Annotated in this window: 17 protein-coding genes and 2 pseudogenes; 9 read left to right on the plus strand and 10 right to left on the minus strand. The window is 49.7% G+C overall.

All coding sequences use genetic code 11. The features are described 5' to 3' along the window. Window positions 1-118 precede the first annotated feature (118 nt). The 8 genes and pseudogenes from BQ5453_RS03975 to BQ5453_RS04010 all read right to left on the minus strand — a co-directional run. Window positions 119-1,324: a TolC family protein gene (locus tag BQ5453_RS03975; RefSeq protein ID WP_071122244.1), complete on the minus strand. Its 1,206-nt coding sequence runs from the start codon at window positions 1,322-1,324 to the stop codon at window positions 119-121. Further along, a complete protein-coding gene (locus BQ5453_RS03980) occupies window positions 1,321-4,437 on the minus strand; it encodes an efflux RND transporter permease subunit (RefSeq protein ID WP_071122245.1) in 3,117 nt (1,038 codons plus the stop codon). The genes BQ5453_RS03975 and BQ5453_RS03980 overlap by 4 nt, the downstream gene beginning before the upstream one ends. A gap of 248 nt (window positions 4,438-4,685) precedes the next feature. Continuing rightward, window positions 4,686-5,843: an efflux RND transporter periplasmic adaptor subunit gene (locus BQ5453_RS03985; protein ID WP_071122246.1), complete on the minus strand. Its 1,158-nt coding sequence runs from the start codon at window positions 5,841-5,843 to the stop codon at window positions 4,686-4,688. 48 nt (window positions 5,844-5,891) lie between these two features. Continuing rightward, window positions 5,892-6,296, minus strand: a complete 405-nt coding sequence (locus BQ5453_RS03990; RefSeq protein ID WP_071122247.1) for a hypothetical protein — start codon at window positions 6,294-6,296, stop codon at window positions 5,892-5,894. A gap of 118 nt (window positions 6,297-6,414) precedes the next feature. Further along, the gene (locus BQ5453_RS03995; protein WP_071122248.1) at window positions 6,415-7,788 is read right to left on the minus strand and encodes a methyltransferase RsmF C-terminal domain-like protein; all 1,374 of its coding nucleotides are present in this window, start codon (window positions 7,786-7,788) and stop codon (window positions 6,415-6,417) included. A gap of 96 nt (window positions 7,789-7,884) precedes the next feature. Next, window positions 7,885-8,679, minus strand: coding sequence for a thymidylate synthase (locus BQ5453_RS04000; RefSeq protein ID WP_022102825.1), 795 nt, complete (start codon window positions 8,677-8,679; stop codon window positions 7,885-7,887). 82 nt (window positions 8,680-8,761) lie between these two features. Next, window positions 8,762-9,448: pseudogene (locus BQ5453_RS04005) on the minus strand (IS982-like element IS1187 family transposase); the annotation flags it as partial. After that, a pseudogene (locus tag BQ5453_RS04010) lies at window positions 9,448-10,158 on the minus strand (IS982 family transposase); the annotation flags it as partial. The pseudogenes BQ5453_RS04010 and BQ5453_RS04005, both read right to left, overlap by 1 nt. Before the next feature lie 41 nt (window positions 10,159-10,199). Between BQ5453_RS04010 and BQ5453_RS04015 the strand changes: the two are divergent. Then, window positions 10,200-10,691 (plus strand): dihydrofolate reductase, encoded by a 492-nt coding sequence (locus tag BQ5453_RS04015; protein WP_071122249.1) that lies wholly within the window; start codon window positions 10,200-10,202, stop codon window positions 10,689-10,691. A gap of 219 nt (window positions 10,692-10,910) precedes the next feature. Here BQ5453_RS04015 and BQ5453_RS04020 read toward each other — a convergent pair whose 3' ends face one another. Continuing rightward, window positions 10,911-12,686, minus strand: coding sequence for an oxaloacetate decarboxylase (locus BQ5453_RS04020; protein WP_071122250.1), 1,776 nt, complete (start codon window positions 12,684-12,686; stop codon window positions 10,911-10,913). A gap of 904 nt (window positions 12,687-13,590) precedes the next feature. Here BQ5453_RS04020 and BQ5453_RS04025 point away from each other — a divergent pair. The 4 genes from BQ5453_RS04025 (at window position 13,591) to BQ5453_RS04040 (ending at window position 17,688) form a co-directional block, all read left to right on the plus strand. Next, complete coding sequence (locus BQ5453_RS04025) at window positions 13,591-14,421, plus strand: prephenate dehydratase (RefSeq protein ID WP_022102828.1); 831 nt, start codon at window positions 13,591-13,593, stop codon at window positions 14,419-14,421. Next, a complete protein-coding gene (locus tag BQ5453_RS04030) occupies window positions 14,408-15,586 on the plus strand; it encodes a pyridoxal phosphate-dependent aminotransferase (protein WP_071122251.1) in 1,179 nt (392 codons plus the stop codon). The genes BQ5453_RS04025 and BQ5453_RS04030 overlap by 14 nt, the downstream gene beginning before the upstream one ends. A 47-nt stretch (window positions 15,587-15,633) precedes the next feature. Further along, window positions 15,634-16,701, plus strand: coding sequence for a bifunctional 3-deoxy-7-phosphoheptulonate synthase/chorismate mutase type II (locus tag BQ5453_RS04035; RefSeq protein ID WP_071122252.1), 1,068 nt, complete (start codon window positions 15,634-15,636; stop codon window positions 16,699-16,701). Between the two features lie 213 nt (window positions 16,702-16,914). Beyond that, window positions 16,915-17,688, plus strand: coding sequence for a prephenate dehydrogenase (locus tag BQ5453_RS04040; RefSeq protein ID WP_071122253.1), 774 nt, complete (start codon window positions 16,915-16,917; stop codon window positions 17,686-17,688). 332 nt (window positions 17,689-18,020) lie between these two features. Here BQ5453_RS04040 and BQ5453_RS04045 read toward each other — a convergent pair whose 3' ends face one another. Further along, window positions 18,021-18,578 carry a hypothetical protein gene (locus BQ5453_RS04045; RefSeq protein ID WP_143033290.1) on the minus strand — a complete coding sequence of 186 codons (558 nt, stop codon included), beginning with the start codon at window positions 18,576-18,578 and terminating at the stop codon, window positions 18,021-18,023. Window positions 18,579-19,293: 715 nt separating this feature from the next. On the opposite strand from BQ5453_RS04045, the gene BQ5453_RS04050 reads away from it, so the two are divergent. From BQ5453_RS04050 to cas8c, 4 genes are read left to right on the plus strand one after another with little or no spacing between them, the layout of a single operon-like run. Continuing rightward, window positions 19,294-20,292 carry a helix-turn-helix domain-containing protein gene (locus BQ5453_RS04050; protein WP_071122255.1) on the plus strand — a complete coding sequence of 333 codons (999 nt, stop codon included), beginning with the start codon at window positions 19,294-19,296 and terminating at the stop codon, window positions 20,290-20,292. Continuing rightward, window positions 20,289-22,472, plus strand: coding sequence for a CRISPR-associated helicase/endonuclease Cas3 (locus tag BQ5453_RS04055; RefSeq protein ID WP_071122256.1), 2,184 nt, complete (start codon window positions 20,289-20,291; stop codon window positions 22,470-22,472). The genes BQ5453_RS04050 and BQ5453_RS04055 overlap by 4 nt, the downstream gene beginning before the upstream one ends. A gap of 21 nt (window positions 22,473-22,493) precedes the next feature. After that, window positions 22,494-23,195: a type I-C CRISPR-associated protein Cas5c gene (gene cas5c / locus BQ5453_RS04060; protein ID WP_071122257.1), complete on the plus strand. Its 702-nt coding sequence runs from the start codon at window positions 22,494-22,496 to the stop codon at window positions 23,193-23,195. Beyond that, window positions 23,192-24,892: a type I-C CRISPR-associated protein Cas8c/Csd1 gene (cas8c, locus tag BQ5453_RS04065; protein WP_071122258.1), complete on the plus strand. Its 1,701-nt coding sequence runs from the start codon at window positions 23,192-23,194 to the stop codon at window positions 24,890-24,892. Before cas5c ends, cas8c begins: the two co-directional genes overlap by 4 nt. Window positions 24,893-24,907: the final 15 nt, after the last annotated feature.

Here is a 24,907-nt window from a genome sequence, read left to right on the forward strand (position 1 = left end):
ACCACCCTTACATTTGTTCCCCTCGCTCCCATTCACATAGTGGGCTATGTGAATGGGAGCGAAGGGAACATCTGCAACCCCGACAAAGCGCTTTCAACGTAAAGGGTGCCCCCCCTTGTCAGTAAAGCAAACCACGCAAAGTTGAAATGGCTTGTTGCGCTTGCCGCTCCGTGTCGAGCAGCGTGGTGCGTGCCGTGTAGTAAAACGACATTTCAAGCAGATAGTCGAGCAGCGAAATCTGACCCTCGTCCAGGGCGCGGCGCAGCAGGGTGGTGTTGCTCGTGGTAGATAAATCGCTCCGCAACTTGTCAGATGCGTCAAGCAGATGGCGCGCAGTGGCGTATTGCTGCATGAGTTGTGACGACTGTTGGTGGCGCACATCATCGGCATCGAGCTGGCGAGCAACCACCTCGGCCTTAGCTTGCTTCACTTTGCGGCGCGTGTTGCCCCACAACGGCAGACTAAAGCCTAATGACAGACCGCTGTAATTGTTATCTTTGATGTATTCGCCTTGAAAGCCCACCATGAGAGCCGGCAAAGCCTCGGCTTTGGCCAGTTTTACCTCAGCTTGCTGCTGTGCCACGGCAGCCTGCGCAGCAAGCAAGGCCGGCGACTGTGCCACAGCACTTTGCAAGTCGGCCAGTGCGGGCAGCGGCTGGTTGGCGTTGGGGTAACAAGTGTCGGCCAGTTCGAGAGGTTGCCCGCCGTTGAGGCGCTGCAGTTGCAGCAGCAATTCCTGTCGCTCGTTGCGTGCGCGTTCAAGTTCGGCCTGGCTCACCGAGGCATTAAGCTTCACCTTGTTCACCTCAATCTGGTTGATGTCACCTTGTGCAAACTTTTGTTGGTAGAGTTGGCACACCTCGTTGGCCAAGGCAGCACGCTGCGCCAGTTCGGTGCACAACTTGTTGTAGTATACAACCGAAGTGAGCGTTTGGTCGGCCTCGGCAAGTAATTGCTGTTCCGCCTGACGGTAAGCCGCTTCGGCCACTTGGTTGCCAGCCCCGGCCAACTGCTTGCGGCGGCCCGTCAGCACACCCCAATCGAGCGTTTGTGTCACGCTCACATTGGTGCGGTTGGGCACGCCTTGCGGACTGCCAAACAAATAAGCCACCTCGGCCTCTGGGTCGGGCAGTTTGAGCGTTGTGCCGTTGGCCAGCCGCGAGGCTTGCAACTGGCTGCGGGCAGCCTTGAGTGTAGAGTTGTTGTGCACAATGCCCAGCAGGGCGTCGCCCCAGGCAGAGTTTTGTGCGTTTTGAGTTTGTGCGTTTGCCACGGCAGTGCAGCAGCCAGCGAGCGCAGCTATGATGATGTGTCGGTATTTCATTTTTTACGCGTTTTGAGTGGGGCCATGATGGGCACAATAAACAGGTTGAGCAGGGTGCTTGTGAGCAGTCCACCAAGCATGACCTGGGCCATGGGACTTTGAATTTCGTTGCCAGGCAGCGTGCTGCCAAGTGCCAGCGGAATGAGGGCCAATGCCGAGCAAAGCGCCGTCATGAGTATGGGGAGCAAACGGTCGGTTGAGCCCTTTGTCACCACTTCGATGCGTGAAAGTCCGCGGTGCGACAGCTCGTTGTAGCGGTCGACAAGCAGCATGCCGCCACGGGTGGCCATGCCAAAGAGCGATATGAAACCAATGATGGCCGGAATGCTCACCACACCGCCCGTAAACACCAGTGCCAATACTCCGCCAATGAGTGCCAATGGCAAATTGAGCAGCACCACAACAGCCTGTGGCCATGAGCGGAACTGCAGATAGAGCAGTAACAGTATGACGATGATGCTGACAACCGACAAGCCGAGCAGCAAACGCGATGCGGCGGCTTCGCTCTCAAACTGTCCGCCATATTCGATGTGGTAGCCTTCGGGCAGCTTTACTTGTTGGTTGATGGCCCGTTGCATGTCGTTGACCACCGAGCGCATGTCACGTCCTGTGGCATTGGCCGATACCACCAATTTGCGTTGCGCATTTTCGCGGCTGATGGTGTTGGGGCCGGCTGCTGACACCACATCAGCTACGTCGGCCAGTGGCACTTGACGCCCGTCGGGGGTGTTGATGAGCAAGTCCTTTATATGTGCAATAGAGTTGATGTCGTCGTCGGCCATGCGCACGGTAAGGTCGAGGCTCTTGGCGCCGTCCTGCACCTGGCTCACCACCTCGCCACCGATGGCGGCATTGACAAACTCGGCAAACTGCGGCAGGGTGATGCCGTAGCGTGCAAGCAGTGTGCGGCGTGGACGAATGTTGAGTTGCGGACGTTCCACCTGTTGCTCCACGTTGAGGTCTGTCACCCCGTCAATGCCCTTGGTGGCTTGCCGAATTTGCGTGCCGATGGCATGCAGTTGTGTGAGGTCGGGGCCAAACACCTTGATGGCAATGCCGGCCTTTGTGCCCGACAGCATGGCGTCGATGCGGTGCGATATGGGTTGGCCTATTTCGATGTTGACACCAGGCAGTGTGCGCAGCCGCTGGCGAATGTCGTTCATGACCTCGTCCTTGCTGCGCTTGTCCAGTGTAAAAGGCACTTCCATTTCGCTGCCGTTCACCCCCTGTGCGTGTTCGTCAAGTTCGGCACGCCCCGTTTTGCGTGCCACATCGCGCACCTCGGGTATTTGCAGTAGCAGTTGCTCGGCTTGGCGCCCTATGCGGTCGCTCTCCTCAAGCGACACCCCGGGCAGTGTGCTCACGTTGATGGTGAACGAGCCCTCGTTGAACGAAGGCAAGAATGAGCGCCCTAAGGTGAAGAACAGGCTTACCGTCAGTACCACCAGTGCCGCTGTCACGCCCAATATCCAGCGAGACGGTTTGCGGCCCAAGGCCCACATCAAGGCCTGTTCGTACCGAACCTTGAGCCGACGTACCCAGCGCGGTTCGTAATGGTGCACCTTCTGCGTCACGGCACCTGGTGTAAGTTGCGCTTGAGGGTCCTTGAGCAGCAGACGACAGAGCACGGGGGTGAGTGTGAGTGCCACGAGCGTTGAGGCAAAGAGCGATACGATAAAGCTTACGCCGAGCGGTGCAAGCATGCGGCCTTCGAGCCCGCTCAGGAAGAACAGTGGCACAAAGCTCACCACAATAATCAGTGTGGAGTTGAGTATGGGCATGCGCACCTCTTTCGAGGCATTGAATATGACCTCGGTCATGCGCAGCCTTTCGGCTTCGGACTTGCGGGCATTAAGGCGCAACCGCTTGTACACGTTTTCAACGTCCACTATGGCATCGTCTACCAGCGAACCAATGGCTATGGCCATGCCGCCAATGCTCATGGTGTTGATGGTGAGACCCATAACCTTGAGCACAAGTAGCGTGATGAGCAATGACAGGGGTATGGTGACAAGCGAAATAAGCGTGGTGCGGGCGTTCATCAAGAATATGAACAGAATGAGCACCACAAATATGCCGCCTTCGACGAGCGACTTTTTAATGTTCGAAATAGAAGCGTCGATAAAGTCCTGCTGGCGGTAAAGGTGCGTGTTGACCTTTACGTCGGCCGGCAGCGAGGGCTTGAGCGATGCCATGGCCGAGTCGAGCTGCGTGGTGAGGTCGAGCGTGCTGATGGACGGCTGCTTGGTGACGGTGAGCAGCACGGCGGGACGGCCCGACACGGAGGCCAGTCCTGTTTTGGGACTTTTGGCGCCCAGCTTGATGTCGGCCACGTCGGCCAACACAATGGGCTGGTTGGCGGCGTTGCGTTTGATTACGGCTTGTGCCATATCGTTGGTGCTGGTGGTTGACAGCACCCCGCGCACAATGTATTCGTTGCCGTGCTCATACAGCACCCCGCCCGTGGCATTGCGGTTCATGTTGCGCACGGCGGTCATAACCTCGTCAAGTGCCACACCATAGTGACGCATGCGCTCGGGGTGGAGGCGTATTTGATATTCGAGCAAGTCGCCACCCATGACAGTGACTTGTGCCACGCCGCCGGTGGAGAGCAGCCGCGGACGTATGGTCCAGTCGGCCAGGGTGCGCAGCGAGCCGAGCGAGGTGGTGTCGGCTGTGAGGCCGATGAACATGACTTCGCCCATGATGCTCGATTGCGGACCGAGGGTGGGCTGTCCTACGCCTTCGGGCAGGGCATCGCCAATGGTGGCCAACTTTTCAGACACTATTTGGCGGTCGCGGTATACGTCTGTGCCCCAGTCAAATTCTACCCATACGACAGAGAAACCTGTGGTGGACGATGAGCGCACGCGGCGCACATCGGTGGCGCCATTGAGGGCTGTTTCGATAGGGAAGGTGACAAGGCGTTCCACCTCTTCGGCCGCCATGCCCTTGCCTTCGGTCATCACCACCACGGTGGGGGCATTGAGGTCGGGGAATACGTCCACCTCCATTTTCCACGCTGTCCAGCAGCCGGCAATGATAAGTAGCAAACTGAAGAACAGTATGACTGGCCGGTTGCGCAGCGAAAAAGCTATTATTTTGTTAAGCATAGTAATATCAAGAGTTTTATGAGGGGGTTAGGGGGGAGAGGGGGATAGGGGGTAGAGGGTTAGAAGGTTAGGGGGTTAGAAGGTTAGGGGGAGAGAGGGTTAGAAGGTTAGGGGGTTAGGAGGTTAAAAGATTACCTTGTTCTCCCGTTAACTTCTCAACTCTTCAACTTCTCAACTCTTCAACTTCTCAACTCTTCAACTCCTCAACTTTTCAACTTTTCAACTCTTCCCCCTCTTCCCCTCCTTCCCTAATGTGAATGTCCTTCGGGTACGGCGCCACTGCTGGCAGCCAGTCGCACTTGGGTGGCGCCATGCGTGACGACCTTGTCACCCGCCTTGAGGCCGCTCACAATTTCGGTGCGCAGTCCGTCGGTAGCACCAATTTTAACCTCCTGGCGGCGGTAGCTGTCGGCATGCTCCTGCACATACACAAAGTACAGACCTTGCGCTTCGGTAAGCGCTTCGGTTGGCACGGCCAGCACACCGTGGCGCTGCTTGCCTTGAAGGTAAATCTGCGCCATGCTGCCGGCCACAATGTTGCCGCGGTTGTTAAACTCAAAAATCACAGGTACGAAATTGCCATTGGTGGCGGTAGATTTGCCTTTCGATACAAGGCGGCCCCCAAGTGTGTTGAGGGCAACAACTTGTGCAGACTCTTGATATGTTAAACGGAAATTGGCAGATGTGATGTCCGCCAAAAAACGGTAATAGCGTTCGGGCACATCGGCTCGCAGTTGCAAATGTTGGCTCTGTGTGATGGTGGCCAGCGGTTGGCCAGCTGCCACATAATCGCCGGGCTTTACAAGCAAATCCTTGATGTAGCCGCCAATGGGGGCACTGATGCCACGGCTTTGTGCCGCATTGCCCAAACTTTGTGCTGTGGCAGCGGCCGCCTGATAGCGTTGGCGTGCGTCCTCTAATTCGCGTTGCGCGATGATGTGCTCGGCGGCCAACTTCTGTGCCCGCTCATAGGCACTTTTGGCAGCAGCCAGTTCGCTTTGTGCCACGGCCGCCGGGTTGCCGTCGGCCATGGGCTTGCCGTTTATTACAAACAGTGTTTTGCCATTGCCTACGGCACACCCCTCGGTGAGTGCGTTGCTGGCATATTTTACAATGCCTGCCATGGTGGCTGTAACGGTGGCCTCGCTGCCAGTGGCGGGCAGCACTTGCCCTGTGACCTCTATCACTTCGGCAAAAGTGGTGGGTTGTAAAGTGGTAATTTGCAGTTCTGCAGCCTTGGCTTGTGCCTCGGTAAAGGTTATTCCGTCGGCACCGTGGTCGTGGTCGTGCTCGTCGGCATCGGTGTGCTCACCTTCGTGCGCTTCGTGCTGGTGGGCATTGTGGCATGCGCCAAAGAGCGTAACCGATAGTGCGGCTACACTTATAAGAAAAATGTTGAAGTTCATGTGTTATGCTGTGTTGTTGATATGAGAATAAATAGCAGAATGTGTTTATCAACAACATGCAGGTGGCCCACGCCGCGTGACGTGTTTGCCAATACGGAAAACGGTAGTAGAAACGGGACATTTGCCACAAAGTGCTTCTCCCGAAGTGGTGATAATAATAGTGTGGCGTTGCTGCCAAAAGTCGGTTGGCAGGAAGCAGGGTAGAGGACCGCCGCCAAATGGGACGGAAAGGGTGCGCTGCGGCACATTTTGCACACTGTGCCAATAGCACAAATGCCGGTTGTCGCCGGCATGGTGGCGGGTGTGCACATCATTGGCACGTCCGTCGTCATGGCATATTTCTGATGTCCAACAAGCTGCCCCGCCATCATGATGGTGGTGGGGAAACAGTGTGAGCAGCATGAGCAGTACAACTGCCAGCGCCACGTGATATGTGCAGCGGGTGGATTTCATTTTATGCAAAGATGGTGCAAGGTGAGCGTAGAACACTAAACGCCGCAGCCTATCTTGTGCAAAGATAGGCAATGTTGTTTGCAACTCCGTTGCATGTTCGGCTTGTTTGACAGGTTTGTCAGTTGCGTATGCGCCACTCCTGTGGGTAGAGGTTGTTGGCGCGTGCTCCCAAATTGTTTAAGAACCCGAGCGCATGGCCTTTGTAACTGGCCACAACATAGCCGCGTGGCACATCGGGTGGGAGCGTGATGCCCTCGCGGCGCAGGTAATTTAGTGCGTCGTCGAGTGAGAGTTCGGCCACGGGAAATGCCTCCTTGGCGCGTTGTACTGACAGGGCAAGGGCGTGTTGCGGAATGCGTTTCCGGCCTTTCTCCTCAACCAGCATGATGCCGGCCGTAAGGGCCCGCACCGAGCTGCACACGCGTTGCACGTCGTCGGCAAGCGATTGGCGTACAGCTATGACGTGCGCCTCGTCGGTGCGCAACAACTTGAATTCGTGGCTGTTGGCTATCCATTTAATGATTTCGGCACCGCCCTGTATGCCGGGCTGGTTGTTGTTGCCACGTTGCTTTTTGCCTTTCTTCTCTTTGGCAACCGGTGCTTCAGATGTCTTGCGTAGCAGGGCAAGGAAAAGCCCCTCGCCCTTGGCCTTGTGTGGAAAGAAATGGTACACTGGCAAATTGCGCCCCGTGGTGTCGCCCGCAATGCCCCACTCGGGTTGGGTGGCAATGGGTACAAGTTCGGCACCGAGTTCGTTGCAGATGCGCACCACATTGTCTTCGTCCTCCTGGCGGTTGTAGGTGCATGTGCTGTACACCAAATAGCCGCCTTGGCGCAGGGCGGGCCATACACTTTCGATAATCTGCCACTGGCGGGCCGCGCAACTGTCGACGGCCTGTGGCGACCATTCGTCAATGGCCACAGCGTCCTTGCGGAACATGCCCTCGCCCGAGCACGGCACATCGGCCGCTATCACATCGAAGAAACTGCCCAATGGGGCAAACTCGTCGGGGTAGGCCGAGGTGCATACCACGTCGGGGTGTCCCCATTTGGTCAAGTTCTCGGCCAATATCTGGGCACGTTGGCGGATAGGCTCATTAGCCACAAGCAGGTCGCCGTCGCACATCAAGCTGCGCCACAGGGTGCTCTTGCCGCCAGGGGCTGCACAAAGGTCGAGCAGACGGTGGGGCGTAAAGTCGGTTGTGATTTGCTTGTAGGCTTGCTCTACAAACATTGATGCGGCCTCTTGCACATAGTAGCACCCGGCATGCAGCAGAGGGTCGTAGGTGAAGCGCGGACGTTCGACAAGGTATTGCCCCGCAGCACACCAGGGCACTGCACCGTCGGTGGGGGCGCGCAGTGTGTCAGATGGTTTGAGCGCATTGACGCGCACACTGACGGGCGGCGTGCTTTGCTCTATGGCTTGTGTCAGCATGTTGGCTTCGTCTTGACCCAACAAGGCCTCCATTTGTATGCAGAAATCTTGCTTCATGCTATGTGCTTCGTATTGTTTGTTATTAGAACCACCCTAATGAGGTTCTTTGCAGACGGAATGGCTTGATGAACTTTCATTCACAGCCCTTCTCCTTTATACCGACACCTGTGCCGAGATGTGTGGCCATGGGTCGTAGCCCTCGAGTTTGAAATCCTCAAACTTAAAGTCGAACAGGTCCTTTACCTCGGGGTTGATAATCATGCGCGGCAACTGGCGCGGGGTGCGTGTGAGTTGCAAGCGTGCCTGGTCAAGATGGTTGAGGTAGAGGTGCGTGTCGCCCGTGGTGTGTACAAAGTCGCCGGCTTTGAGTCCGGTTACCTGTGCCATCATTTGCAGCAGCAAAGCGTAGCTTGCTATGTTGAAAGGCACACCCAGGAAAGTGTCGGCAGAGCGCTGATAGAGTTGCAGAGACAGTCGGCCGTCGGCCACATAGAACTGGAAAAGCAGGTGGCAGGGCGGCAAGTTCATTTTGCCAAGGTCGGCCACATTCCATGCCGACACAATCATGCGGCGTGAGTCGGGCGTCTCCTTTATCTGTCGTATCACTTCCTTTATTTGGTCAATGTGTCCGCCGTTGTAGTCGGGCCATGAGCGCCACTGGTAGCCGTAAATGTGGCCAAGGTCGCCTTGGGCGTCGGCCCATTCGTTCCAGATGCGCACACCATGCTCCTGCAGGTAGTGTACATTGGTGTCGCCACGCAGAAACCACAGCAGCTCGTAGATGATGGACTTGAGGTGCAGCTTTTTGGTGGTGAGCAGCGGAAAGCCCTCTTCAAGGTTAAAGCGCATTTGATGGCCAAAGATGCTCTTTGTGCCGGTGCCGGTGCGGTCGCTTTTTACCACACCGTCGTCGAGTATATGTTGTAGTAAATTGAGGTATTGTTTCATTTAAGCACGTTTTGTCGGCAAATTTACACAATATACGCTACCTTTGCATCATATAATTGTATAAAATAACCTGTTGGCGGAATTAATTTAGTGCATACTTAATTCTGCCAATGGGCTTGTCGTTAATGAAGTTTACGTATTGCAGAATGGTAAGTGCACTAATTTTGCCAATGATCCTGGCAAACAAACCATTCGTTATTTTCGCATAGTTCCTGATGACCAAGAACTGGTCTGTAAGTTGTGAGAATATTGTCTCAATCCTCTTTCTTGCCTTTGCAAACGGAATGAATGTCGGTTTCCAATCCTTTTGGTTGAGCCGATACGGACACTCCAGTCTTATGTGTGCGGTTTCGAACAAGTCAAGCTGTACGTCAGCTCCAATATACCCTTTGTCACCATAGATGCTACAGTCGTGATAAGTATGTTTTACATCCTTCATATAATGGAGGTCCGCCACACTTGCCTTTGACAGATCATAGGAATGGATAACTCCACTTAACCCACAGAGAGCGTGTAACTTATAACCAAAATAATACGTGTTCTGCGAAGCACAGAAGCCGAAGTCGGGAGCTTGCGAGAAATTGCCGGTACGTCCCATCTTGCAACGTTTTCCTCTTGCAACCCTACAGACCTCTATCGGCTTGGAGTCAACAAAGAATTGTTCCTCTCCGCCATCCATTTCCATGGCAATCCGCTTGCGCAGTTCCTCACACAGGCCTGCCGTTTTCTTCCTGCGGTCATTGAACTGTCTCCTTGATATGAGATTAGGAANAAGTCAAGCTGTACGTCAGCTCCAATATACCCTTTGTCACCATAGATGCTACAGTCGTGATAAGTATGTTTTACATCCTTCATATAATGGAGGTCCGCCACACTTGCCTTTGACAGATCATAGGAATGGATAACTCCACTTAACCCACAGAGAGCGTGTAACTTATAACCAAAATAATACGTGTTCTGCGAAGCACAGAAGCCGAAGTCGGGAGCTTGCGAGAAATTGCCGGTACGTCCCATCTTGCAACGTTTTCCTCTTGCAACCCTACAGACCTCTATCGGCTTGGAGTCAACAAAGAATTGTTCCTCTCCGCCATCCATTTCCATGGCAATCCGCTTGCGCAGTTCCTCACACAGGCCTGCCGTTTTCTTCCTGCGGTCATTGAACTGTCTCCTTGATATGAGATTAGGAATGTTGTCCTTGTACTCTTGCAATTTATAGTCGAACAACCACTTCTCACTATCAATGCTCTCGGTCTCTGCCGTCAAGGATAGCGCCACCACTTCCAAATCCGAAAACTTGGGAACAGGACCACGACGTGGAACATTACCCGATTCATTGACGAGATTTTCAGAGAATTGCTTGCATATCTCGAGTATTTTGACGAATTTTGTATAAAGGTTGTACATACGATGGTTTGGACTTAATGTTTTGAACACCACTAAGTTACTAAAAATCAGCGATATGTGCAACTTTTTACTCATATTTATCAACTTAAATTAATTCCGCCAACGGGTATAAAATAATGACATTATCCATCATTTGTGCGCTCACTGCAAACAGCGCCATAGGCAACAAGGGCGGCTTGCTTTATTACTTGCCCGCCGATCTTAAACATTTCAAGAACCTGACCACGGGGCATACTATTGTAATGGGACGCAAGACATTCGAGTCGCTGCCCAAGGGCGCTCTGCCCAACCGCCGCAATGTGGTGATTACCCGACAAACCGATTATTCGGCACCCGGCATTGAGGTGTTCCACTCATTTGACGAGGCACTGCAGGCTTGCACCCACGACGACGAGGTGTATGTGATAGGGGGCGAGAGTGTGTATGAAGCTGCATTGCCAGTGGCCGACCGCTTGTGCCTGACGCATATCGATGCCGTGCCCGACGAGGCCGACACGTTCTTCCCCGATTACGACCATGCACAATGGGAGATCGAGGAAACTGAACACCATGAGCCGGACGAGAAAAACAAACTGGCTTATACCTTTACAAACTACCGTCGCAAATGAAGCGTTTCTGCTCCTTTGTTTGTGCCGCACTAATTTGACTGCTGTTGGGCTGGCACAAACCTGTGAGGTGAATAAAGTGCCACAAGCACACGTCCGTCGCCGGGCTGTGCTTGTGGCACTTATTATATATATTAGTAAATAAGTAGGTGCTCAGAATAATCTTGAACACCTACTTATATGCTTATCTGTGTAAAAGTTCAATAAATCGTAGTGGGCAGATTACTCACCGCGCTGCACGTAGGCAATGACATCGCCCTTGTTGATGCGTGCACCCTGCTTGGCGTTAATCTCAACCAACTTGCCACCAAGGGCTGCGGGCAGTTCGATAATTTGACCGTGTGTGTTCTCAATGTAGCAGAAGCGGTCGCCCTCGTTGTATTCCTTGCCAATAAACGGTTCGATGCTCTTTACGCACTCGCCGTCGCCGCCAATTTCCCACAGAATGGTGCCGCTCTCGGGAGCCACAATGGCGTCAGCCTTGGCGTGCTTGAAGGCGGTAGCCTCTTCAATGCTCATGCCGCTGGCACCAGCCTTGTCCTTGGCAGCCTGCAAGTCGGCCAGGAAACGTTTCTTGGCGGCACCGCTCTTATAGTCGCGGTATTGCGTTTCGTGCATGGCAAACTCAAGGAGTTCCTCATCATCTTCGCCGCGTTCCCAACCATTCTCTTCCATCTCCTTGATAAAGCGGTCGAGGTCGTCGGGATAGTAGCTCTGCGGGTCAGCATCGGTAAACTCAAAGCCCTTCTCCTTAGCCAGTTCCTTGATTTCGGGAGCCACCTCACCGGGCAGACGTCCACTCTTGCCCAAAATCATGCCCCAGATAGAGTTGTCCATCATAGAGTAGCGTGGCTTGCCCATCGACTCGGTGAGCAGGTTCATCAAGGCAATGTTCTTGACATACTGTGAGAAAGGTGTTACCAAGGGAGGATAACCCACACGCGGCCACACGTAAGCCACCTCGTTGAACAGCTTCACGAGCAGTTCGTCCTCAGAGAGTTCAGCCTCGCCCTTAGCCTTGCGGTTGTTGTTGATAGCGCCCATCACACCAGTAAGGTCGGCCATCATCGAGCCCATCATGCCGCCCGGCAGACCGCAGCCCAGCAACAGCGATGACATCAACTTGTTGGCAGGGTTCATAAAGTAGCCAAGGAAGTCGTCAATAAACTCCTGTGTCAGCTTGCGGGCCTCCATGTAAGCGTCCATGTTGATTTCGGGCACATCAAAACCAGCGTGCTTCAGCATAGACTGTACCGAGATAACGTCCGGGTGAACCTTACCCCACGACAGCGGCTCGATGGCAGTGTCAATCACGTCGGCACCATTGCGGCACACCTCCAGAATGCTGGCCATTGACAGACCAGGACCAGAGTGGCCATGGTATTCGATAATCACCTCGGGGTGCTTGTCCTTAATCATCTTGGTCAGTTTGCCAAGCATGGCGGGCTGACCGATACCGGCCATATCCTTCAAGCAGATTTCGGGTGCACCGGCTTCAATCAGCTGGTCGGCAATTTTGGCGTAATATTCAGCAGTGTGAATGGGCGAGTTGGTGATGCACAGCGTAGCTTGCGGCGTCATGCCGGCCTCAAGTGCATAGTGGATAGACGGAATGATGTTGCGCACATCGTTCAAACCACAGAATATGCGGGTGATGTCCACACCCTGAGCGTGCTTCACTTTGTACATCAACTTGCGCACATCAGCCGGCACGGGGAACATACGCAGAGCGTTCAAGCCACGGTCGAGCATGTGGGTCTTGATGCCCACCTCGTTAAAGGGTTTGGTAAAGGCGCGTACCGCCTTGTTAGGGTTCTCGCCATAAAGCAGGTTAACCTGTTCAAAGGCACCACCGTTGGTTTCAACACGGGCGAAGCAACCCATCTTTATGATAACAGGTGCTATGCGTTCAAGCTGGTCCTTGCGCGGCTGAAACTTGCCGCTGCTCTGGAACATGTCGCGATAGACAAGACTGAATTGAATCTTACGCTTTGTCATTATAGTAGGAGTATATATATTATATATGTGTATACTACGCAAATTGCGCAAATCTTGCTTTTTTGCGCAGTGCGCTGCAAAAGTACAAAAAACTATTTACACCGCGCACATATATAACTGCAAATGTGGCAAACCTCCCGTCAATAAGTTAAGGGTGGTTCTAATAATTCTGAAATAGGGATTTGTGCGCTATCGGAAGTGTATTTTTGAAAGTGTGTGAGGGAACATAGCGGGCTATGTGACCGAACATACTTTCAAAAAGGCACTTTCGAGAGCGTGCAAATCACATTTCAGAATAGCAGAACTCTAAAAACAGATTTTTTAGAACCACCCTTAAGAGCTAAAAACAATACGGAACTTGCCGATATCGGCAAGAAAACAGTATAGTTGCTGCTAAAAATAATACAAAACTTGCCGATATCGGCAAGGAAACAGCGTATTTGCTGCTTAATTGATTGATTTTATGCCGATAAGAATGATGATGTGTATTTCAACAAAAGAATATGCAAAGGCACACGGACTCGTAGAACGAACGCTTGGTGAGTATTTTTCTAAAAAAAACTAACGATTTGTTTGTCAAGAATAATATTTGTATTACTTTTGCCATCGGAAACAAGCTCATAACGACTGTTTGAAAAGTTTCAAGGTAGTAAATGCTTGCAAAACGAAAGCAAAAGCTGCATATTGTCAACACAGCGTCAAGGCTTGCATATATACACCAACAACAAACTGATACACCACATGCTGACTAACGCATTCTACTTTTACGGTTTTTATTTTTACTTTGCCGGACAAGCAGAGCGGGATGTCGCATGCCAACATCAATAAATTGAAACGCATACAAAAATCCCGCTCCCATGCAAGGAGCGGGATTTTTGGTATAAGGCGCACGCAATAATACCACATGAAGAAGATTGCAATACAAGGCATCAAAGGGTCGTTCCACGACATTGCCGCACACCAGTACTTTCACGACGACGATGTAGAACTGATATGTTGCAACACCTTTGAGGACATATTCCGCCAAATGCGCGACGACTACTCACGGCTCGGCCTCATGGCCATCGAAAACACCATAGCCGGTTCGCTGTTGCACAACTACGAGTTGCTGCGCGAAAGCGGAATGACCATCATTGGCGAGCACAAGTTGCACATTGAGCACAGCCTCATGTGCCTGCCCGACGACGATTGGGACACCATCACCGAGGTTAATTCACACCCCGTGGCCTTGATGCAGTGTCATGACTTTCTCAAGCAACACCCCAACTTCAAGGTAGTTGAGGCCGAAGATACCGCCGGTTCTGCCGAGATGATAAGCCGCAAGCATATGCGTGGCCATGCCGCCATTTGTCATGCAGGAGCCGCACCGCTTTACGGCATGAAGGTGCTCGAGCAGGGCATCGAGGACAACAAACACAATTACACACGTTTCCTCGTGCTGTGCGACCCCTGGTCGGCCGATAAGTTGCGTGACCTGCACCACACCAACAAGAGCAGCATCGTATTCTCGTTGCCACACGAGGAAGGCTCCCTCTCGCAGGTGTTGAGCATCTTCTCATTCTACAAAATCAATCTGACCAAAATACAATCGCTCCCCATCATCGGACGCGAATGGGAATACCTGTTCTACGTAGACGTGACATACGACGATTATGTGCGCTACCGCCAAAGCATTGATGCTGTGCGCCCCTTGTTACGTGAACTGAAAATATTAGGAGAATATGCAGGAAAATAGCTACAACATACAGCCCGCCCAACGCCTGCAGAGCGTGAGCGAATACTACTTTTCGCGCAAGGGCAAGGAGGTGGCCCGCCTCAATGCCGAGGGCAAGGACATCATATCTTTGGCCATTGGCAGCCCCGACATGCCGCCTTCGCCCGAAACCATCGAAACGCTTTGCACCGAAGCACGCAAGCCCAATGCTCACGGCTATCAGCCCACAACGGGCATACCCGAGCTGCGCCAGGCCATGGCAGGTTTCTACAAGCGTTGGTTCAACGTCGACCTCGACCCAAAGACCGAAATCCAGCCCCTTATAGGTTCAAAGGAGGGCATACTTCACACCACATTGGCTTTTGTCAATCCCGGCGAGAAGGTGCTCGTGCCCAATCCGGGCTACCCCACCTACACCTCGTTGTCAAAGTTGCTTGGCTGCACCATAGTCAACTACAACCTGCGTCCCGATAACGGCTGGCAGCCCGACTTCGACGAGCTCGAGGCCATGAACCTCGACGGTGTGCGCCTCATGTGGTGCAACTATCCCAACATGCCCACCGGTGCGCCTGCTTGTCGCCAAACGTATGAGCGCCTTGTCGACTTTGCCCGCCGCCACAACATTGTAGTTGTCAACGACAATCCCTACAGCTTCATCTTGGGCAAGGAACACCTGAGCATATTGCAGGTGACAGGCGCCAAGGACTGCTGCATAGAGTTCAACTCAATGAGCAAGAGCCACAATATGCCCGGCTGGCGTGTAGGCATGCTTGCCACCAATGCCACCTTTGTAAGCTGGATACTCAAGGTAAAGAGTAATATCGACTCCGGCACCTTCCGCGCCATGCAGCTGGCTGCCGCACAGGCTTACCAAAACTCCGACGAGTGGCACACCGAGGCCAATGTCAACGTGTATGCACGCCGCCGCAAGTTGGCTGGCGAGATAATGGACGCCCTGCATTGCCACTACGACCCCTCGCAGGTGGGCATGTTCCTCTGGGGACGCATACCCGACACTTATGCCGATGTGGAGGACCTCACCGAAAAAGTGCTGCACGAGGCACGCGTGTTTATCACCCCCGGCTTTATATTCGGCTCAAACGGCAAACGTTACATACGCATCTCGCTCTGTGCCAAGGAGGAAAAACTTGCCGAGGCGCTGACACGCATCAAACAAGTGTTCTAACTTATTAAGAACCACCCTTAACCGCAAACTCTTAAAATCTTAATTATATGGAACTCAATCTCACTCCACTCAATTTGACAGACCAGGACAACAAACGTCCTATCGTGATAGCCGGTCCTTGCTCGGCCGAGACCGAAGAACAAGTAATGAACACCGCCACCCAGCTTTCAAAGAAGGGCATAAAGCTTTTCCGTGCCGGTATATGGAAACCCCGCACCAAGCCCGGAGGCTTCGAGGGCGTGGGCGAACCTGGTTTGGCATGGCTGCAGCAGGTGCAGAAGGAAACTGGCATGAAGGTGTGCACCGAGGTGGCCACTCATGCCCATGTTGAGGCTTGTCTTAAAGCAGGTGTCGACCTGCTTTGGATTGGTGCGCGCACCGTGGCCAACCCCTTTGCCATGCAGGAAATTGCCGACACGCTGAAGGGTGTAGACATTCCTATATTGGTAAAGAACCCCGTCAATCCCGACCTCGAACTTTGGATTGGAGGTTTGGAGCGTATCAATCAGGCCGGCATCACCCGTCTCGGTGTCATTCACCGTGGTTTCTCAACCTACGAAAAAAAGCTTTACCGCAACTTGCCCATGTGGCACATACCCATCGAGTTGCGTCGTCGTTGCCCGGGCTTGCCCATCTTTGGCGACCCCAGTCACATTGGCGGCAAGCGCGAACTCGTGGCACCACTCTGCCAGCAGGCCATGGACCTCGGTTTTGATGGTTTGATTGTTGAGAGTCACTGCAACCCCGATGCAGCTTGGAGCGATGCCAGCCAGCAGGTAACGCCCGATGTGCTCGACTTTATTCTCGACAAACTTGTCATTCGCAAAATCACCGAGACCACTGAAAGCCTTTCAGCCCTCCGCCATCAGATTGACGAAATTGACAACTCGCTCATCGAGCTCATGGCCAAGCGTATGCGTATCAGTCGAGAGATTGGTGAGTACAAGCGCCAGCACGACATGACGGTTGTGCAGACCACCCGTTACACCGAAATTCTCGACAAACGTGGTGCGCAAGGTGTGCTCTGCGGCATGTCGTCTGACTTTATCAAAGATGTGTTCGAGAGCATTCACGAGGAAAGTGTACGTCAGCAAATTGAGATAATGAATCAATAAATCGGCAAGATCGATTTATGACAGAATTAGTAAACGCGTTGACAAGTTAACGGGTTGACAGGTAAGTTTGCTAAGTTTTTTAAGCTTCGCACCAGTCATACTTTAACATAATAAGTAGTGTATTGATATTTACCTGTTAACCTGTCAACTTGTAAACCCGTTAACCAAGAATTCCGCCAGCGGGTTATCACATTAGCATATTAGCACACCACAATGAAGATACTTATACTTGGAGCGGGCAAAATGGGGTCGTTTTTTGTCGACCTGCTCAGTTTCGACCACGAAACAGCGGTCTATGACGTTGACCCCAAACGCTTGCGCTTTATGTACAACACGCAGCGCTTTACTACGATTGAGGAAATTGAAGCCTTCAAACCCGAACTCGTGATAAACGCCGTCACGCTAAAGTACACCCTCGATGTGTTCCGCAGCATCATGCCGCATTTGCCCAAAGACTGCATCATCAGCGACATAGCCTCTGTCAAGACCGGCTTGCGCGAGTTTTATGCCGAATGCGGTATGCGCTACGTCAGCACCCACCCCATGTTTGGCCCAACGTTTGCCAATTTGGGCGCGCTGAGCAACGAAAATGCCATCATCATCAGCGAGGGTGACTATATGGGCCGCCTTTTCTTCCGTGACCTTTACAACCATCTGGGCTTGCATATCTGCGAATACACCTTCGACGAGCACGACGAAACCGTGGCCTATTCGTTGAGTATTCCCTTTGTCAGCACATTTGTGTTTGCAGCCGTCATGAAGCACCAGGACGCACCTGGCACCACCTTCAAACGTCACATGCAGATAGCGCGTGGCGTATTGGGTGAGGACGACACCCTGTTGCGCGAAATATTGTTCAACCCCCGCACAAGCGGTCAAGTGTCAAAAATCCGCGACGAGCTGAAAGACTTGCTGCACATCATTGACAACAAGGACGAGCAGGCGCTCAACGAATATCTTAAGCGCATTCGCGAACATATTAAGTAACGAGGCTGCTGAAAAAAACGACGCGGGACGCGCCGCCCCCATTAGTGCTTGCGTTTTCTATCAGACTGACAGGTTAAAAAGCGGATTTGAAGCCGTGGGAAGAACTGTTATGCCAGAAAATTGCGCTCTAATGGGGGCGACGCGTCTCGCGTCGGGCATTTTTCAGCAACCTCAGTAACGTTCCGCCCCTCGCAAACGAAAAATAACGAGGGGTGCTGAGAGAGACAAACAGTTGCACACACCTCCCTGCATAGGTAGGGAAGGAATGCAGCTTTTTGTCTCTTCTTTTGTTTATAGTTATCTGCGTTAGCGGTCCGCTACGGTGTCAGCCCTTATGTTTCTTTGGCCACGCGGACGTTAGTCCGTGGCCAGCCGCGTAGCGGCCTTGTGTGTATTTTACGTAAACTTATGTTGCTTATGTATTCTGCGCTAAGCGGGCTAACACAAGCGTTATATCTTTTGTTCTTCTGTCCTTTTGTTCTTATGTCCTCCGCGTTAGCGGCAAATCTCATAGAGCACCACAATATCCTGATTCCATCACTTTCTGAGCCGTTGAATGGCGCGGTCACTATCGTGTTACGCACCAGTTTGCTCACGGGCACAAACCCTTTGTCCGTCTGGTCGCGCCATTGCACCTCGGGCGTGCGGTCAAGCACATTATAGCTAATGTTGCACTGTTCGTCCATAAGGGTAATACCGCAGTCCGTGGTGTTGTCAGTTGTTTGCGGTGCGCAGTCAGTGTTGTTACCCATGCTTTTTTGCGGCTGGGGTGTTTCAGCGTTTTTAGTTTGCGGTTCCGCACTATGCGCGATAGTGTCTATCAGTTTGTCCACGCCACGTTTCACAATGGCATCGGCATAGTGCAGCATTCTGTTAAGCATTCGTTTCATGGTAGTCAATAAAATTTGGTTTTGTACAAAAGTGCTGCAAAGGTAACACCGAGGCATTGCACCCAACAAAAAAAGTGTACAATTTGTACACAAATATTTGCCCCCTCCCCGTCATCCCTCATGTAAAAGAGTGCGTGTGTTTTTACTGCCATCTTACACTTTTTGCACGTAACAAGTTGATACACAGAGGTTTCAAGAGTGTAAGATGATTTCAAAGTATCTTACACTCCCTTGCATACATCTTACACACCTTACCCCGCTGCCACGCAGTCGGTTTGGACGTATGCGGCGGATTTTACGCCATAGGGACGTAGGAGAATCTGTCGGAGCAACAGACTTTTCTGTTCCCCTATGCCGTAATATCGCTCTCCCATGCTTGTGCCGTGTGGCAGCGTGCAGGTTGTGTAGGTTGTGTGTAGGTGGATTTGGCAGCATCTTACACTGCGTAAAATATTGATAGCCAATGAGTTATGACGTATTTGTGTAAGATGTAAGATATTCGGTATGTAAAGCTATTGTAGCATTGTAAGCTAAATTGCACATATTTAGAATTGTTCAGTTAATGCCTTCAGCGGGAGCACGCATTAACAGAACAATCCTGTTTTAGGGGGCCTAAATATGTTTTTTCGGTTTTAGTATATGATTTTATGTGCAAAACGTGACAAATGTAATTTTTTATCACTATGTTTGTAAACAAAACGAGATGTAAGAATATATGGTGAAAGATAATTTTCCGATAAGGCTGAAAGAAGCGCGTTTGATGATGGGCTTCAGCATGGACAAACTTGTGGAGCGCGCGGGTGGTGCCATTACCAAGCAGAGCATATCCCGCTATGAGAGAGGCATAATGCACCCGAAGCATAAAGCACAGGCTTCCTTGGCCAAGGCTCTCAACATCAGCATGGATTACTTCAATGGTACCAATCTTAAGATTGACCTGCCAATGCTTCGTACTACCTCAGGTAACCAACTGACAGAAGAGGAACTTGTTGCTTTAGAAGCCAAGCTCTCCTTTTGGGCGGAGCAATATCTTGACAAGGAAAAGAAAGCAGGTATTTCCACTTCTTTTACGAATCCAATTCCGAAGACTCCAGTCTCAGAATTGGAAGACATCACACGCATGGCAAACTTCCTTCGGCAGGAATGGCACTGTGGCGACGGCCCCTTGCCATGTATATTGCGACTGTTGGAGCGAAAAGGCATCAAAGTTTTGATAACAGAACTTCCTGGCGATGTGTGGGGCGTGAGCACGTGGGCCGACAAAGTGCATCCACTCATCGTGATAGACCCATGTCCTGGTAAGACTACCACAGATCGCCTCCGCTTTACTGCGGCACACGAGCTGGCCCATCTGTTCCTCACCTTTCCGAAAGATATGGAGCCGGCACAAATAGAGAAACTATGCAATATGTTTGCCGGTTTTTTCTTGTTCCCGAAGGACACGTTCATCGACGAGATGGGAGGCCCCAAACGCGCGCAGCTCACACTGGAAGAACTGATAGACCTCAAGGAGGTGTATGGTGTGTCGGTTTCTGCCCAAGTGCACGAGGCCAAGGACTTGCAGATGATATCCGATGAGCACTACCATTGGTGGTACAACGAGCGAATTAAAAAGAACAGCATGGAAACAGGGTGGGGAGACTACAAAATTTCAGAAACGATTGGCAGAGAGAGAAGGATAGATTCGAGAATAGGGAAAAAGGAAGATTTATGAAATACATATCTCATATATATCAAGACCAAGCAGGACATTGGATTATACAATCCAATGAAGCCCATACTGCTGGTGTCGCAAAACTTAGTTCTCAATTTGCTGCAGAATTTGGCATGGGTGTATGGGGTAAGGTTTTAGGCCAATTCCATGATAAGGGAAAAGAAACAAATGCTTTTCAGCAACATATTAAGAAGGATAGTGGATTTGCTCCAGAAACTAAGGTTGTAGGTGATTATCATCATGCGTATATAGGTGCTATTATTGCAAGAAACCTTTATGGAAAAACTGCTGATAATTTCTTTGTAAACCAAATATTGTCTCATCATTCAGGGTTGCATGATTCGTGTGAATTGGACGGTGAAAAAAGCGAACTTAAAAAGGATATACCAGCGGAGGTTAATACAAATGCGGAGAAAGATGTTTTAGATAAATTATCTTTCAAATGCGGAGCAAGTGATATACATCATTTGTCTCGTATGTTGTACTCTTGTCTTGTAGATGCAGACTATCTTGATACTGAAGCTTTTATGGACAAAGGGTCCTCAGAGTTGCGTGCAAATAAGACTGCATTAAAAGATTTGCTGCCAAAATTGGAAGCCTATCTTCGCAATCTGAAAGATAGAGCGGAGAATACAGAGGTGAACCATATAAGGTCAGAAGTGCAGTTGCGATGTGTTCAAACAGCTGTGTCGCCTATAGGTTTTTATAGTCTGACAGTTCCTACAGGTGGGGGCAAAACGCTTTCATCGTTGGTTTGGGCCATGAAGCATGCTATCCATAATGGACAAAAGAGAATTATTATAGCGATACCATATACAAGTATTATCGTACAGACTGTAGCTATATTGAGAGACATCTTTGGGGCAGAGAATGTATTGGAGCATCATAGCAATGTTGACCCAGAGCAAATAAAAGATGAGAAGCTCAGAGAACAGATGAAGTTGGCGACCGAAAACTGGGATTATCCTATTGTGGTCACAACCAATGTGCAACTGTTTGAGTCGATGTTCAGCAACAAGCCGTCTGTTTGTCGCAAACTGCATAACATTGTCAATAGTGTACTGATTTTGGACGAGGTGCAGACGCTCCCCATGGGTTATTTGCAACCAATTGTAGATTCTTTGAAAACCTATAATAGTTTATTCAAGGTGTCTGTATTATTCACCACTGCAAGTCAGCCTGTCCTGAGTGGCCTAATAGAGGGGTGCAATCCAATGGCATCATTTCAAGGAATAAAAGCAATCAATGAAATCATTCCCAAAGACTTTGGACTCCATGAGCGATTGAGAAGAGTAAAACTTGATATAGATAATTCGGGCAAATCATACGATGAAGTAGCGGAGATGCTTAAAGCACACAAGCGGGTGCTTTGCATCGTGAATACACGAAAGGACGCTAAAGAACTCTATGAACGTTTACCGCAAGAAGGCATAACCCTGCATCTTTCGAAGATGATGTGTCCTGCACATATTAGCGAGACAATAGAGCAGATAAAGACTGCGCTCAAAGATGATGACAATGAAATTATCCGTGTGGTATCTACCCAATTGATAGAAGCTGGAGTTGACATTGACTTTCCCATTGTGTTTCGGCAAGAAGCAGGATTGGACTCCGTATTGCAGGCCGCAGGCCGTTGCAACAGAGAAGGAAAGAAGAAAGTATGTACAACATTCGTTTTTAGTCTTGCTAAAGAGCACAACCTTCCTAAAGGCGGAATACAAAATGGTAACAATGCAAGGCTTAGCTTGGATCCGTCATCTGATTGGTTTGCTCCCGAAACGATGAGTAGTTATTTCCGTCAACTCTATTGTCGAAATGATAGTTTTGACAGAAAGGACATAAAGCATTACTTATACGATGTGCATAATATGTGCTTTGCCAGTGCAGCAGAGAAATTCCGGCTTATAGAAGATGCAGGAGAAACGGTTGTTGTATGTTGGGAAAATAGCATGGAACTGGTGCAGAAACTTCTGCAGAACGGACCTTCATATCTGCTAATGAAGAAAATCTCAAAGTACTGTGTCAATATCTATCAAAGAGACTTTGAGGCATTATGCAAGATGGGAGTCGTGACAGAGAAAAGAGATGGACTGTTTGTGGTAGATTACGCACAACAATATGATGAGCGCGTCGGTTTGCGCATTGATAACAATTGGGCAAATGAGTCGCTGATAATTTAAGAACTAACAATAAAAATAACTATGGAATATACAGACAAAGAATATTGCTTGGAAGTTTGGGGCGATATGGCTTGCTTCACTCGGCCAGAGCTAAAAGTGGAACGTGTAAGCTATGACGTTATTACGCCATCTGCTGCACGTGCCATATTTGAGGCTATATTTTGGAAACCTGCCATTCATTGGCAAATAACCAAGATAGAAGTACTGAATCCTATAAAATGGACATCGGTACGCAGAAACGAAGTGGGTGCAGTTGCAAGCACTTCCTCTAAATCTCCCATATATATTGAGGAGAAAAGACAACAGAAAAACAGCCTCCTTCTGAAAGATGTACACTATCGTATTTGGGCAAAAATGGAATATCGTTCGGTTGCCAAACGAAAAGCGGAAGGAGATTTGTTCTCTCACGAACCGGGCAAAGATGAGAATCCTATGAAGTATTACCAAATGTTTGAGCGAAGAGCAAACAATGGCCAATGCTTCAACCAACCATACCTTGGAACTCGTGAGTTCTCGGCTTCGTTCCGTCTTGTCAATACAGAGGCTGATGACTTGAAACCTGCAATATCACCTGAGCAGGGCGGCAACAGAGATTTGGGAATTATGTTCTATGACATGGATTTTTCAGATCCAAAGAATGTTCAGGCTATGTTTTATCGTGCAGAGATGAAACAAGGTGTAATCATTGTTCCACCATTAAATAGTGAGGAGATTTTAAGATGATACTAAAGGCATTGTATGATTATTATAATAGGTGCGAGGGGCTCACTCCAAAAGGATTAGAAAATAAGGAAATCGGCTACTTGATTGTAATTGAACCAGATGGCACGTTTGTTCGGATAGAAAGTAGAATGCAAGATAAAAAGACTGCAGCTTCATTTGTTGTTTTACAATCTGTCAAACGATCAGGAACCAAATTTACTCCTAATTATTTTTGGGACAATTACGAGTATGTTATTGGAGGTAAAGAAGCAAATATTAAAAAACATAATGCGTTTATTCATATTATTGAATCTTTCAAATCCGGACTTCCTGAAAATAAGAATATAAATGCTATTTCAAACTTTTACAAAAAGTATAATGACATAGAAAAAGTTATTGAAAAGGATTCTTTATATGAGGATTTCCACAAGTCCAAAAAGAATATCTCGTTTCTTATAAATGGAGAATGCATGATTGCCGCAGAAGATCCTGATATTCATGACTTAGTTTTGGCACAAAAGAATGAAGATAATAAAAAGGGTTTATGTTTGGTGTTAGGTGAAGACAGAAGTATATCAAGACTTCACACTACTATAAAACTTACAAAAGATACAGGGCCTTTAGTTTCATTTAAGACAGACCGAGGTTACGATTCGTATGGAAAAGAACAAGGTTACAATGCCCCAATCAGTGAAGATGTCGAATTTGCCTATACTACGGCTCTTAACACGATGTTGCAAAAAGGCTCACATAACAAGTTCATGGTAGGCAACCGTACCTTTGTGTTTTGGGCTTCGTCAAGCAAAGAGATCGCAGAGGAAGCAGAGGAGAGTCTTTTTGATATGTTGGGTTATTCAGATACAAAAGCGGATAATCCTAATGCCAAAATAGAGCAGGTTCGAAAGGTCTTTACCTCAATTTACTCAGGAGTGCTTAAAACCAACTTAGATGATCGATTCTATATATTAGGACTCGCTCCAAACTCAGCTCGAATAGCTGTAGTCTATTGGTCGGACACTTCTTTGAGAGATTTTGCAGGTATGGTTATTCGCCATTTTAATGACATGGAGATTGTGGATAACACCCGCAAGGATAAGAGGCCCTATATGGGTATAAGAGAAATTCTATCAGCTGTCACCCTCGGCGGCAAACAATCTGATGTTACTCCTAATTTGCCAGAAGCTGTAGTTAAGAGCATTTTTCAAGGAACACCTTATCCGTATACGCTCTTTTCTTCATGCATTAGGCGCATTAGGGCAGAAATCGGGGATAATGGAGCTAATAGAATTACTCGTATGGCAATTATAAAGGCCTATCTGAACAGACAAAATGATAACAACAAAAAAATAGAAGTTATGTTAGACAAAAGCAACACAAACCAAGGCTACCTTTGTGGTCGCCTCTTTGCGGTTCTTGACAAAATCCAAGAAGATGCAAACAACATTCATAGTATTCGTGAACGTTACATGAATGCAGCAAGTTCAACGCCAGCTTCGGTGTTTGCAACCATTCTGAACCTTTCTTCTCATCATTTGGAGAATCTTTCCAACGAGGGAACGAAAGTGTTTTATGAGAAACTAAAGCAGGAAATTATTGACAAAATTTCTGCTGATGGTTTCCCCGCGCATCTTGATTTGCAAGACCAAGGACGTTTCTTCGTAGGGTATTACCATCAAAGACAGGACTTGTTTACGAAGAAAGAAGAGAATAAAGACTAAAATATAAACACTTAA

This window comes from Prevotellamassilia timonensis (assembly GCF_900106785.1).
GTDB classification, from domain to species: Bacteria; Bacteroidota; Bacteroidia; order Bacteroidales; family Bacteroidaceae; genus Alloprevotella; species Alloprevotella timonensis.